At 54.5% G+C, this 13,553-nt stretch carries 11 protein-coding genes; 7 read left to right on the top strand and 4 right to left on the bottom strand.

Features of this window, described 5'->3' with window-relative positions:
* Positions 1-4: 4 nt before the first annotated feature.
* Both CGL_RS11820 and CGL_RS11815 read right to left on the bottom strand, forming a co-directional pair.
* Positions 5-982: a PDR/VanB family oxidoreductase gene (locus tag CGL_RS11820; RefSeq protein WP_003859269.1), complete on the bottom strand. Its 978-nt coding sequence runs from the start codon at positions 980-982 to the stop codon at positions 5-7.
* 3 nt (positions 983-985) lie between these two features.
* Positions 986-2,116 carry an aromatic ring-hydroxylating oxygenase subunit alpha gene (locus tag CGL_RS11815; RefSeq protein WP_011015082.1) on the bottom strand — a complete coding sequence of 377 codons (1,131 nt, stop codon included), beginning with the start codon at positions 2,114-2,116 and terminating at the stop codon, positions 986-988.
* A gap of 228 nt (positions 2,117-2,344) precedes the next feature.
* On the opposite strand from CGL_RS11815, the gene CGL_RS11810 reads away from it, so the two are divergent.
* Positions 2,345-2,878 carry a PadR family transcriptional regulator gene (locus CGL_RS11810; protein ID WP_208400921.1) on the top strand — a complete coding sequence of 178 codons (534 nt, stop codon included), beginning with the start codon at positions 2,345-2,347 and terminating at the stop codon, positions 2,876-2,878.
* On the opposite strand, the gene CGL_RS11805 is transcribed toward CGL_RS11810, so the two are convergent.
* The gene (locus CGL_RS11805; protein ID WP_011015080.1) at positions 2,875-3,654 is read right to left on the bottom strand and encodes a TetR/AcrR family transcriptional regulator; all 780 of its coding nucleotides are present in this window, start codon (positions 3,652-3,654) and stop codon (positions 2,875-2,877) included. The two genes, CGL_RS11810 and CGL_RS11805, sit on opposite strands and share 4 nt — an antisense overlap.
* Before the next feature lie 312 nt (positions 3,655-3,966).
* On the opposite strand from CGL_RS11805, the gene CGL_RS11800 reads away from it, so the two are divergent.
* Positions 3,967-4,953 (top strand): malate dehydrogenase, encoded by a 987-nt coding sequence (locus CGL_RS11800; protein ID WP_011015079.1) that lies wholly within the window; start codon positions 3,967-3,969, stop codon positions 4,951-4,953.
* A gap of 10 nt (positions 4,954-4,963) precedes the next feature.
* Positions 4,964-5,551, top strand: a complete 588-nt coding sequence (locus CGL_RS11795) for a TIGR00730 family Rossman fold protein (RefSeq protein ID WP_011015078.1) — start codon at positions 4,964-4,966, stop codon at positions 5,549-5,551.
* On the opposite strand, the gene CGL_RS11790 is transcribed toward CGL_RS11795, so the two are convergent.
* Positions 5,552-7,006, bottom strand: a complete 1,455-nt coding sequence (locus tag CGL_RS11790; protein WP_011015077.1) for an Hsp70 family protein — start codon at positions 7,004-7,006, stop codon at positions 5,552-5,554.
* A gap of 236 nt (positions 7,007-7,242) precedes the next feature.
* Between CGL_RS11790 and CGL_RS11785 the strand changes: the two genes are divergently transcribed.
* Genes CGL_RS11785 through CGL_RS11770 form a run of 4 tightly spaced genes read left to right on the top strand, consistent with a single transcriptional unit; the run spans position 7,243 to position 13,526 of the window.
* Positions 7,243-8,820 carry a peptide ABC transporter substrate-binding protein gene (locus tag CGL_RS11785; RefSeq protein WP_011015076.1) on the top strand — a complete coding sequence of 526 codons (1,578 nt, stop codon included), beginning with the start codon at positions 7,243-7,245 and terminating at the stop codon, positions 8,818-8,820.
* Positions 8,821-8,869: 49 nt separating this feature from the next.
* Positions 8,870-11,581 carry a valine--tRNA ligase gene (locus CGL_RS11780; protein WP_011015075.1) on the top strand — a complete coding sequence of 904 codons (2,712 nt, stop codon included), beginning with the start codon at positions 8,870-8,872 and terminating at the stop codon, positions 11,579-11,581.
* Positions 11,581-13,104 carry a bifunctional tetrahydrofolate synthase/dihydrofolate synthase gene (gene folC / locus CGL_RS11775; protein ID WP_011265933.1) on the top strand — a complete coding sequence of 508 codons (1,524 nt, stop codon included), beginning with the start codon at positions 11,581-11,583 and terminating at the stop codon, positions 13,102-13,104. Before CGL_RS11780 ends, folC begins: the two co-directional genes overlap by 1 nt.
* Complete coding sequence (locus CGL_RS11770) at positions 13,101-13,526, top strand: DUF4233 domain-containing protein (RefSeq protein WP_004567665.1); 426 nt, start codon at positions 13,101-13,103, stop codon at positions 13,524-13,526. Before folC ends, CGL_RS11770 begins: the two co-directional genes overlap by 4 nt.
* Positions 13,527-13,553 lie beyond the last annotated feature (27 nt).

The raw sequence follows: 13,553 nt of genomic DNA, 5'->3' as shown, positions 1-13,553 counted from the left end.
TCCTTTAGGAGAGGGCGACCGTAATGGTCGAGGTTGGGGACGAGGAAGGGGAGGAGACTACTCGAGACACGCAGGCGCATGCCTTTGCGTCGGATTCTTTTTGACGATCAGAGAAGAACACATCGCGGTGATCAACCTGGCCATCGACTTCTAGAACGCGAACCTGGCACAAACCACATTCGCCTTTTCGACAATCAAACATCATATTCGCCCCAGCCTTTTGCAAAGCCTCCAGCATGCTTTCATCCTTGTTGACTGTGGCGTGAAGCCCCAGCTCTGGTACTTGGATGTGGAAAACCTCTGGGGAGAACCATCCACTGTTTCCAAACGTTTCGAAACGCAGATTGGTGGGGTCAAGTCCGCGGGTGTTCCATGCGCGCCGGATGGCATCCATCAAGCGGATGGGGCCGCACATATAAAGCTCAGTGTGGGGGTTTAAGGTTTCGATCAATGCTGGGACATCGATGGTGGTGCCTTCAGAATCTAGATGCAGGTGCAGCTTGTCGCCGTGTTCTGCCACGAGCTCATCTTTGTAAGCCATGGCATCAAGGCTGCGTGCTGCGAAATGGATGCGGTAGTTCGCTCCCAATTTCTTTAATAAAGATGCCATTGAACGGATCGCTGTGATTCCAATTCCGCCGGCAACAAGTACATACTCAGGCGCACCCACGCGGAGAGGAAAATCCTGAGACGGCCTGGAGACAGTAACTGTGTCTCCAGCTCGAAGCGTATGCATGAACTCAGATCCTCCACGGGAGTTTCTGGTTTTGAGTACGCTCAGGGCGAGAGTCGAACCGTCGTGACGAGCGTCAACGATGGAGTACGATCTCTTTTCCTGTCCAGTTTTTAGGGGCACCATGATCTTGAGATGTTCGCCGGGTTTTACTGGAATCGCAAATTTCGGGGATAGTTCTATTCGCCGAATGTCTGCAGCGATGATTTCGCTGGAAACAACATGTGCATCTTGCCATTGCGAGTTCATGGTTTATGCCTCCGGCTTCGGTGTTGCGCGGGGGAATGTGGTGGGGATATCCAGTCGGCCTTCCTTGGAGAGTGCTTCCTCGAGGATTCGGCGCACCCACATGCCACCGGCATCAATGTTGAGGCTGTAAAACTCGTAGTCGGTGTTGGCGTCGATGGCATCTTGCTGAGCGGTCAGCATGTCTTCGTCTTCTTTGAATACACCGGATACACCGTCGCGCAGCTGGGTGGTGATGGTTTGGCTTTCCAGGCGGTAGTTGCGCATGAATGCCCAGAAGTAATGAGAGGAACGATCTGAATCTGGGGTAATGGTGTTCATGACATACCCATTAACGCCCTGGCTGCGGTCGCCTTCCTGCGCGCCAGTTCCAGCCTTTGCTACACCAACATCAATGCAGATGGTGGAAGGGTAGTAGTAGTGGATGATCTGCCAACGATCCACCTTGCCTTCAAATCCTGGGAACTTATCATTCATGTTCTTTTGCCAAAACGGTGGTGCATCTATGTCATGCATCCAGCGGGTGACCGTCACGGAATCTTCAGTGTGGGTGACCACGAACTCTGATTCACTAAGTTCGTCTTGTCCGATGCTGGAGGAGTGCACGAACTCTTCGTGGGTGAGGTCCATCAAGTTGTCCAGCACTAATTGGTAGTTGCAGTCAGCGGAGATGGTGCGTCCATCGCCTGCCCATTCGGGGTGGCTCATCTGGTGCATATCGGGTACTTGGGTGGGATCTGCCAATGTGGGATCGCCCAGCCACACCCACACAAAGCGGTGGGCTTCCACCACGGGGTAGGAGTTGACGGCTGCTGACGGGTTGAGGGTTTCCTGCGCGGGCATTTTCATGCAGCGGCCCGCGGAGTTGTACTCCAAGCCGTGATAAGGGCATTGGATTCCGTCTGTGCCCACGAGTTTTCCCTTGGATAGCGGTGCGAGGCGGTGCCAGCAGGCGTCTGCAAGGGCAACGGCTCGGCCATCTTTGGTGCGGTACAAAGCGAGTGGTTTGTTGGCGATTGTCCTGGCCATGGGCTTTTTAGATGTGACTTCATAATCCCAAGCGGCGACGTACCAGGCGTTGAGTGGGTGGGGAAGAATCTTGGCGGTGGTGGTGAGCTTGCGTTCGGACAGTGTCATGGTGAACTCCTAAAGAACTATATAACCAAATACCTAAACTCTTAGTTAGTTTATGGCGTAGGTCATATATTGCTTGTGCTTCAAATCACTGTCAAGGGGTAAATGTGAGTTAATGTCAGCTGGGGTCTCTGAGCTGCGGGTATTCATTCTCGGGAGCGGGGGTAGATATGGGACAATGAGCACGTGACTCTACGATCTGCATTACTTGCGCTACTAAGTTCCGGACCATTGACTGGGTATGACGCCTCCCAGCGATTTGGGGCCTCGGTGGGCTTTGTGTGGAGTGGTTCCGATTCGCAGATTTATCCCGAACTTCGAAAAATGGAAGCCGAAGAACTCCTCGTGGGATCCGATGTTCCCTGGGGCTCCAAAGGCGCCACCAAAACCGAATACGCCTTGAGTGAAAAAGGCTGGGAAGCGCTAAGAAAAGCGTGGTACGAGCCAGTAACCTACGGTCCCACCAGAGATCCTGCCAGGCTTAAAGCCGCCTATTTTGAGGTCGGTACAAATGGCGATGCACGCCGACATTTAAGGGCGCACATCGCTCATTTTGAACAGCAGAAAATTCAATCAGAATCAATGATTGATGAGCTGAAAGCAAAAACTCATCCAACCTTGGCACGGCGACTTGAGCGCTCCCCGAAAAAGGAGCACGAGCGAATAGTCGCGTTTAAAGTGCTTGCCTATGAGGGGCAGATTGCACGCGCTCAGGCAGAGATTGAATGGGCGGAAAAGGGCTTGAAACTACTCGATACCCTTTAGTTTTCGAACACGTCCGTATCAAAGCTGTAGACGCTGTCATCAGTTTCTGGTTCTGCAGTCTTGCCACCAACAACCAGGTAGCTGGAGTTGCCAGAATTTTGAATATTTGAGGTCAAGAATGCCAGCACCGTGTCAACGACGATGCGCTTCATGCCTTCAATATTGGCCTCTGATTCCAAATCAAGGGAGTAGAGGTTCTTCAACGTGACCTTGTTGGATACGCGGAAGTAGGCCAGGGAGCTAATAAGAACCAGTACGTCTTCTGCGGAGATTCCAGGACGGAAGGCGCCGGCATCCTGGCCAAGCATGAGCAGCTTATCCAGGTTGAGCAGCACATTGGATTCATCGGAATATGCCGCGGTGGAATCCACGCTGTCTTGGCTATGCAGGTTTTCCATCAATAGCAGGCGCACTGCTTCTGGGTGCTTGGTGATGCAGGTATATAAAGCCTCGACGATTTTGCGGACACCATCAACTGGTACCGCGGAATCAAGTTGCATCGCTTCAGCCTCTGGGCGCAGCAATCGCAACGCGTAGGAAACAGCCTTGATGTACAGGCCTTTCTTATCGCCAAAGTGATAGTGGATCATGCGCTTGGACATGCCAGATGCCTTCGCGATTTTCTCCAATTTGGTTTCGCTAAAACCATCCTCTGCAAAAAATGTCAGAGCGGTGGCTACTACCTCTTCAGGGGTTGCGGTGTGTCCTGAATCAGATTCAATGAATTCGCTACCGGCCTGGTCTATGTTTTCGGCATCTCGACGTGATGTCGCCATAATCGATCAATTCCTTTCGGGTAACGAGAAAACGTGAATTAGAAACGGGGTTAAGGTAAATATCAAAGATAACACCATCGGCAAATCCCAGCTGACAACTATAAATGGTGCCCGATATCAGGAAAAATTGCTTGCACACCGCGCCGATTCCCCATGATGCCCTAACATCTTGCAGGTGAGGGGTACATATTGGGGCAATTCGGGGGTAATTTTGCAGTATCGTCAAGATCACCCAAAACTGGTGGCTGTTCTCTTTTAAGCGGGATAGCATGGGTTCTTAGAGGACCCCCTACAAGGATTGAGGATTGTTTAATGAATTCCCCGCAGAACGTCTCCACCAAGAAGGTCACCGTCACCGGCGCAGCTGGTCAAATCTCTTATTCACTGTTGTGGCGCATCGCCAACGGTGAAGTATTCGGCACCGACACCCCTGTAGAACTGAAACTTCTGGAGATCCCTCAGGCTCTTGGCGGGGCAGAGGGTGTGGCTATGGAACTTCTGGATTCTGCCTTCCCCCTCCTGCGAAACATCACCATCACCGCGGATGCCAATGAGGCATTCGACGGCGCTAATGCGGCGTTTTTGGTCGGTGCGAAGCCTCGCGGAAAAGGCGAAGAGCGCGCAGATTTGCTGGCTAACAACGGCAAGATTTTCGGACCTCAAGGTAAAGCTATCAATGACAACGCCGCAGATGACATTCGTGTCCTAGTTGTTGGAAACCCAGCGAACACCAACGCGTTGATTGCTTCAGCTGCGGCCCCAGATGTTCCAGCATCCCGCTTCAACGCAATGATGCGCCTTGATCACAACCGTGCGATCTCCCAGCTGGCCACCAAGCTTGGCCGTGGATCTGCGGAATTTAACAACATTGTGGTCTGGGGAAATCACTCCGCAACCCAGTTCCCAGACATCACCTACGCAACCGTTGGTGGAGAAAAGGTCACTGACCTGGTTGATCACGATTGGTATGTGGAGGAGTTCATTCCTCGCGTGGCTAACCGTGGCGCTGAAATCATTGAGGTCCGTGGAAAGTCTTCTGCAGCTTCTGCAGCATCCTCTGCGATTGATCACATGCGCGATTGGGTACAGGGCACCGAGGCGTGGTCCTCTGCGGCAATTCCTTCCACCGGTGCATACGGCATTCCTGAGGGCATTTTTGTCGGTCTGCCAACCGTATCCCGCAACGGTGAGTGGGAAATCGTTGAAGGCCTGGAGATTTCCGATTTCCAGCGCGCCCGCATCGACGCGAATGCTCAGGAATTGCAGGCCGAGCGCGAGGCAGTGCGCGACTTGCTCTAATCTTTAACGCATGACTTCGCTTTTCGACGCCCCAACCCTCCAACGCGTCACCGTTTTCACGGGCTCGGCGCTCGGCAGTTCCTCGCTGTACACGCAAGCGGCTCAAACCTTGGCGAAAACCGCGGTAGACCGCGGCATCGACTTGGTTTACGGTGGCGGAAAAGTGGGGCTCATGGGTATCGTCGCGGATGCGTTCCTGGAATCAGGTGGCGAAGCCTTTGGCGTCATCACGGAATCACTTATGAAGGGTGAGCTTGGGCATGAAAAGCTCACCGAACTTGAAATCGTTCCTGATATGCACATCCGCAAGCGTCGCATGGCAGAACTTGGCGATGGTTTTATCGCCATGCCCGGTGGCGCCGGCACCTTGGAAGAACTTTTCGAGGTCTGGACCTGGCAACAGCTGGGCATTCATCAAAAGCCCGTCGCACTTTATGATGTCGATGGTTTTTGGCAGCCCCTGCTGGAAATGCTTGAGCAGATGACCCAGCGTGGATTTATCAAGCGAGACTTCTTTGAGTGCCTCATCGTGGAATCCGACCCGCATGCCCTGCTAAAGGCAATGCAGACCTGGACTCCACCAGCACCAAAATGGTAACTAAATTGTGTGCTCGACGGTAACGCCGCCGAGTATCTTGATGGAAATGGAAGCCACGCCGTTGTCATTGACTGTGATGGTTTCTTCTACTTCTGGGCCATCGAAACGTGAAATCTCGGTAGCATCCACATCGGTGATGGAGCTATCAAAAGGAATCTTGATTTCACTGAGCAGGGAAATATCTCCGGGGCTGCCATCCTCGGACACGGTGGAGTATTCCACGAACCTGAACCAACCAATGTTGTGCACCGCCTTGTAGCATCGTTTCGCCACGGTCGCAGAATCGGTGTCCGGGGCGATCAGCGGGTCAAAGCTCACGGCACGACCAGAATCGTGCTCACGGAACACACCGATGCCTCGCGCAACGCGGTCCCTTAGGTGGAAACCAGAGGAAGGGTCAGCCGCGATGGCCAGACCCACCGCAGTGGAACCTGAGGGGAATGGGGAGCGGTGGACACGGCGGCCGAAACGCTCGCGGAGCAACCTGGAAACGAGTGGGAGCGAGGATCCTCCACCAACAAGGTAGATGCCTGCGATGTCGGAATCTTTAAGATCATCGACGCCGATGAGGGGTTCCATGATGGACAAGGATTTTTCCACCAGGGGAGTGGCAGCCTCGTAGAACTTGTTCACTGGAACGGTGATGTCGTCGTCGCCAATTTCTAGAACCAAGCGACGGGATTGCGGAACAAGAGCTTCCTTCGCGTTGCGGGATTCGTCGAGAAGCGTGTTTTTAGCACGCTTGCCAAACGCATCGTGCTGTCTGCCTGCGGCCTTGAGCGCGCATTGGAGGAGGATTTCATCGAAATCATCGCCACCAAGGCGTGAAATGCCAATGGAGGACACAACCTCGTGGTGGGTGCCGTCGATGCGGATGAGCGAGGAGTCGAATGTTCCGCCTCCCAAATCATAAACCACGATGGCTTGGCGCTTGGAGTTTAAGGTGCGGGCGTGGCGGTGGGTGTACTCGAAAGCTGCGGCGCTGGGCTCATTGACCAAACCGACAACGGTGATGCCTGTGGCGCTGAAGGCGGACATGGTGAGCAGTCGCTGGGCGCTGTGGGAGTTGGCGGGCACACCAATGACTACTTCGATCGGGGAGGTATCTCCCAATTGCGTCTGAAATGCACGCAGCGCAGTGACCACGTTTTCCGCAAAAGCCTCCAGGACGGCGCCCAAAGGGTGTACATGATCGCCCAAGTAGACCGGGGTGGCTTCCGTGACATTGGGTTCAGAGAGTAGGCGTTTGAAAGAACGTACGAAGGAAGGGTGGTCCTGCCCAACCTCAATAGCATCCCAACCCGCGACAATCCTATCTGCCTTGAGGGCCACCACAGATGGAATGAAATCGTGGGTGTCGCCTAAAGAATCTTCCACAGTGACGATGGGATAGTTTCCGCGGTCCACGGCGGCCGCGATTGTGCGGGTAGTTCCCAAGTCAAGTCCAAAACGCATGAACTTGACCCTAGCAGCATTTTCGGGCTGTGCAGTGGAACGAAACGAATTTATGCATACCCCCCAAAAGCATTAGTTTTGCATGTTCAATGAGGTTATGGGGGTAGTTAAGAGTCCTGAGTCACTAATAATTGCAAAGGTGTGGTGAGTCACTGGCTAGATTTGATTTGTTGGCCATACCAAATCGGCCCACACAGGCACGTTGCAAACAGCAACGCTCACCCATAGGAGATTTAATGCGCACAGCCACAAAAGTCATCGCAACAGTGATGGCCTCAACCCTGGCTATCGGGCTGGCATCTTGTTCCAGCTCTAGTGGCACCCCAGACGTGAATTACGTATCCGTCAACGGCACCGAACCTCAGCGCGGACTCATCCCGGGCGACACCAATGAAAACGGCGGTGGGCGAGTGGTGGACATGCTGTACTCCGGGCTCGTCTACTTTGATGAAGCTGGCGTTGCTCAAAATGACCTGGCGGCATCAATTGACCAGGAAACAGACACCACCTACAAAATCACTTTGCGTGATGGCATCAAATTCAGTGACGGATCGGATATTACTGCCACTGATTTTGTGGATACCTGGAATTTTGTAGTGGAAAATGGACTGCTCAACACTTCTTTCTTCTCACCGATTAAAGGGTATGAGGAGGGCGTGGAAACGCTCGAGGGTTTGAATGTGGTGGATGATCGCACATTTACCATCGAGCTTGCCCAACCGGATTCTGAGTTCACCCAACGCATTGGCTACTACGGTTTTGCACCGATGCCAGCTTCGGCTCGCGATGATATTGACGCCTTTGGTGAAAACCCCGTGTCCTCTGGCCCTTACAAACTAGAGCAGTGGGATCACAACGCAGAACTGAAAGTGGTGGCCAATGAACACTACGATGGCCCGCGCGCAGCCAACAACGATGGCTTGAAGTACGTGTTCTACGCCCAAAATGATGCAGCTTATTCAGATCTGTTGGCTGGAAACCTAGATGTGCTGGATCTCATTCCACCATCGGCGTACACCACCTATGAAGAGGAACTGTCGGGTCGATCCATTAATCAACCTGCGGCCTCCTATCTGGAACTCTCCATTCGCATGGAATCCCCCAACTTTGAAGGGCAACAGGGACAGTTGCGTCGACAAGCAATTTCTATGGCGATTAACCGTGAAGAAATCGCTGAGCAGATCTTCGCCGGCACCTACACGCCTGCGCTCGACTTCACCGCGCCCGTGCTCGACGGCTGGCGCGATGATTTGAACGGCAATGACGTGCTGACTTTCCAGCCTGACAAGGCCCGTGAGCTGTGGGAAGACGCTGAGGAGATCGCACCTTTTGAGGGCGAATTGCAGATCAGTTACAACGCGGATGTTCCCAACCGGGAATGGGTGGATGCGGTAGCAAACAGCATCAGCAACGAATTAGACGTCAACGCCACTGGCAATCCTTTCCCCGATTTTAAATCCTTCCGCGACACATACCGCACCACCGGATTGGATGGCGCCTACCGCACCGCGTGGTTTGCGGACTACCCAAGCATCGGCAACTTCCTTGGACCTAACTACACCTCGGGCGTGGCCTCCAACGATGCCAAGTACGAAAACCCAGAATTTGATCAATTGATTGCCGACGCCGCAGCAGCCTCCACCAAGGAGGAAACCTTCCAGGCATATGCGCAGGCCCAGGAAATGTTGTTGCGCGATCTTCCCGCAATCCCACTGTGGTACCCGAATGTGGTTGGCGGCTACTCAGAATCCGTGGACAACGTCTCCGTAAACTGGAAGGCCATACCTGTTTATTGGGCAATTACAAAGCAATAAACTCATTAACCTAAATCCGGATACTTGATAAACAAGTACAGGGGTTAAGATGGTCTGCGTGACTGACCAGAATAATGAGACCACCAGCCAGAACCGCGCAGACAAGCTGCCCAAGTCCTGGGATCCTAAAGCTGTAGAAGCTGATTTGTACCAGGGCTGGGTAGACGCCGGTTATTTCACTGCCGATCCTGCTAGCGACAAGCCAGGATTCTCCATTGTTCTGCCTCCACCAAACGTGACCGGCCAGCTGCACATGGGACACGCACTTGACCACACCCTGATGGATGCTCTTGCACGTCGCAAGCGCATGCAGGGCTTTGAGGTTTTGTGGCTGCCAGGTATGGACCACGCGGGTATCGCGACCCAGACCAAGGTCGAGGAGATGCTGAAGGAAACTGAAGGCAAAACTCGCTACGACTATGACCGCGAAGAGTTCATCGCCAAGGTCTGGGAGTGGAAGCAAGAATATGGTGGAAAGATCGGCGAGCAGATGCGCGCCATCGGCGATTCCGTGGACTGGTCCCGCGAGCGTTTCACCTTGGATGACGGCTTGTCCCGCGCCGTCCAAACGATTTTCAAGAAGCTTTTCGACGCCGGCCTCATCTATCAGGCCAACCGCCTCGTCAACTGGTCGCCCGTACTAGAAACCGCGGTTTCTGACATCGAAGTTATCTACAAGGATGTCGAAGGCGAACTGGTATCCATTCGCTATGGTTCCCTCAACGACGATGAACCACATGTCATTGTTGCCACCACCCGTGTGGAAACCATGCTCGGCGACGTCGCTGTTGCCGTGCACCCAGACGATGAGCGCTACAAGGATTTGGTCGGACAGACCCTGCCTCACCCATTCCGCGATGACCTGAGCCTGAAGGTTGTTGCTGATGATTACGTCGACCCAGAGTTCGGCTCCGGTGCCGTCAAGATCACCCCAGCACACGACCCTAATGACTACGCTCTTGGCCTGCGCCACAACCTGGACATGCCTACCATCATGGACAAGACCGGACGCATTGCCGATACCGGAACCCAGTTTGATGGCCTGACCCGCGAAGAAGCACGCATCAAGGTCCGCGAAGAACTCGCAGCCCAGGGTCGCATTGTCAAGGAAATTCGCCCATACGTCCACTCCGTCGGACACTCCGAGCGTTCCGGCGAAGCTATTGAGCCTCGTCTGTCTCTGCAGTGGTTCGTCAAGGTCGAAGAGCTGGCCAAGATGTCCGGCGATGCCGTGCGCGAAGGCGACACCACCATCCACCCGAAGTCCCTGGAGCCTCGCTACTTTGACTGGGTTGACAACATGCATGACTGGACCATTTCCCGTCAGCTGTGGTGGGGACACCGCATCCCAATTTGGTATGGACCAAACGATGAAATCATCTGCGTTGGGCCTGATGAGCAGGCACCTGAGGGCTACGTCCAAGACCCAGATGTTCTAGATACCTGGTTCTCTTCTGCGCTGTGGCCATTTTCTACAATGGGTTGGCCAGAAAAGACCCCTGAGCTGGAGAAGTTCTACCCAACCTCCGTGCTGGTCACCGCCTACGACATCCTGTTCTTCTGGGTTGCCCGCATGATGATGTTCGGCACCTTTGCAGCCAAGGAAACCCCAGAACTTCTGGGCGAAGGCAAGGATGGACGCCCACAGGTTCCATTCACCGACCTCTTCCTGCACGGCCTGGTTCGCGATGAGCACGGCCGCAAGATGTCCAAGTCTTTGGGCAACGGCATCGATCCGATGGATTGGGTGGAGAACTACGGCGCGGATGCGCTGCGCTTCACCCTTGCCCGTGGCGCTAACCCAGGCGTCGACCTGCCTGTCGGTGAAGACTCTGCACAGAGCTCCCGTAACTTTGCCACCAAGCTGTTCAACGCAACCAAGTTTGCGCTGATGAACGGTGCAGTGTCCGAAGGCCTGCCAGCACGTGAAGAACTCACCGACGCTGACCGCTGGATCGTGGACCTCCTTGAGCAGGTTCGCCTCGACGTTGATGCTTACCTGGACAACTACCAGTTCGCGAAGGCCAACGAGGAGCTCTACCACTTCGCGTGGAACGAGTTCTGTGACTGGTACCTGGAAATCGCGAAGGTTCAGATCCCACGCGAAGGCACCTCCGCTCAGGGTGAAAACACCCAAAAGGTGCTTGGCCATGTCTTGGATGCACTGCTTCGTCTGCTGCACCCAGCTATGCCTTTCGTCACCGAAGTTCTGTGGCAGGCACTTACTGATCGCACCTCCATCGTGGTGGCCTCCTGGCCAACCGCAGCTGACACCAACGGCGGAGTCGCCGTGGACGCTGATGCAGCTAGGCGCATTGGCGACGTCGAGAAGCTTGTTACTGAGGTTCGTCGTTTCCGCGCTGACCAGGGTGTGAAGCCTTCCCAGAAGGTTCCAGCACGCCTTGATTTCGTGGCATGTGACCTGCAGGATCTGGAAGATTCCGTGCGCTCCCTGGTTCGCATCGAGCAACCAGAAGATGATTTCGCAGCTTCTGCCAGCCTGGAGATCCGCCTGAGCCAAGCAACCATCACGGTGGAGCTTGACACCTCTGGAACTGTTGACGTTGCAGCAGAGCGCAAGCGCCTGGAAAAGGACCTGGCTAACGCACAGAAGGAATTGGAAACCACCGCAAAGAAGCTGGGTAATGAGGCTTTCCTGTCCAAGGCACCTGATGCAGTGGTAGACAAGATCCGTGGCCGTGCGCAGATTGCCCAAGAAGAAGTTGAGCGCATTAACAAGCGTCTGGAGGAATTGGCCTAGTGGCTAACAACGACGGAATCTTTGATTCCGAAAATGATGACATCACCGTAGGCGATGTCACGTTGGGCGAGACTGGACTGTCTTTGCCCATCGATCTCGCCGGTGAGGTAGAAGCACCTGCCTCCGAGGAGATCACCCAAGAAGATTTGCTGCGCCTTGCCCAGGTGGAAGCAGAGTTGGATCAACGTTGGTTGGAAACCAAAATTGATCCCACTTTCCGACGCATGAGCTACATGATGGATCTCATGGGCCAACCACAGAATTCCTTCCCAGCAATTCACGTGGCTGGCACCAACGGTAAGACCTCCACCACCCGCATGATCGAGTCGTTGCTGCGCGCATTCCACCGCCGCACCGGCCGGACCACCAGCCCGCACCTGCAGCTGGTAACCGAACGCATCGCGATTGATGGCAAGCCCATCCACCCGCGTGATTTCGTGCGGATCTACGAAGAGATTAAGCCCTACATGGAGATGACCGACGCCTGGTCAGAGGCCGAGGGCGGACCGAAGATGAGCAAGTTTGAGGCACTCGTGGCCCTCGCTTACGCAGGTTTTGCCGACGCTCCTGTTGACGTCGCCGTCGTTGAGGTTGGTCTTGGCGGACGCTGGGATGCCACTAACGTGATCAACGCAGCTGTTTCCGTGATCACCCCGGTGGGCATGGACCACGTGGATCGCCTGGGCAACACCATTGGTGAAATCGCTGGTGAAAAGGCCGGCATCATCAAGGCTCGTCCTGCATCTGAGGATGGCACCGAGCCTGAGGGCAACGTTGTCATCGTGGGCAAGCAGGAGCCAGAAGCAATGAACGTGATTCTGCAGCAAGCCGTGGACGTGGACGCAGCTGTTGCTCGTTTGAACATGGAATTCGGCGTGGTGGAATCCGCCATTGCCGTTGGTGGACAGCAGCTCACCCTGAAGGGTTTGGGCGGCGAATACACCGACATCTTCCTCCCACTGTCTGGCGCGCACCAAGCAGATAATGCCGCGGTTGCTCTCGCAGCAGTGGAAGCATTTTTCGGTGCATCCGCCGGACGCCCATTGGATATCGACACGGTGCGCGAAGGCTTCGCACAAGTTCAGTCCCCAGGTCGCCTCGAGCGCCTGCGCTCTGCACCAACCGTGTTCATCGACGCAGCTCACAACCCACACGGTGCCGCAGCACTTGGTGCAGCACTAGACCGTGACTTTGAGTTCCGTCGCCTCATCGGTGTCATCGGAGTGCTCTGCGACAAGGATGCCCGCGGCATCTTGGAATCACTTGAGCCATACCTGCATGAAATTGTGTGCACCCAGACTGCCTCAGAGCGCGCATTGGACGCATACGATTTAGCTGAATATGCTCGAGAGATCTACGGCGATGAGCGTGTGCACGTCCAAGAAGATCTTGCTGGCGCGGTAGAACTCGCTATTGAACTAGCAGAAGACACCGATGTACAGTCCGGATCAGGTGTTGTGATCACCGGTTCAATCGTGACCGCCGGCGATGCGCGCACGCTGTTTGGAAAGGAACCTGCATGAGCAAGCGTGAAGAATCAATTGAGTACGGACCATTAGGCAAAGGCCACGATCCATTAAAGGATCCCATGAAGGGTATCCGAGGTGTCATGGCCGGCACCTTAGTGATGGAAGCAATCACCTTAGGTCTTGTTCTCACCGTGATTCTGCGCGTGGACGACGGCATCTACTGGACCACCTTCAACTGGGTCTATGTATCAGCAGTCGCGATCGCACACTTTGTTGCTGCATTTCTGCAAAGGTTTAGTTGGTCCATCCCGATGAACATCGTGCTGCAGGTTCTTGCACTTGCCGGTTTCTTTGTTCACCCCGCGATGGGCTTCGCCGCCATCATCTTCATCATCGCGTGGGCGTACCTGTTCTACCTGCGCTCTAATCTGATTGATCGCATGAAACGCGGGCTGCTTACCACGCAGCACAGCTAAGCTTTAAGGCCCTCCGGGGCCTTTTTT

Origin of the sequence: Corynebacterium glutamicum ATCC 13032, assembly GCF_000011325.1 — a bacterium.
Taxonomy (GTDB): Bacteria; Actinomycetota; Actinomycetes; order Mycobacteriales; family Mycobacteriaceae; genus Corynebacterium; species Corynebacterium glutamicum.
Note: the sequence above shows the minus strand (reverse complement) of the source record. Positions and strands in the feature narration are given on the sequence as shown.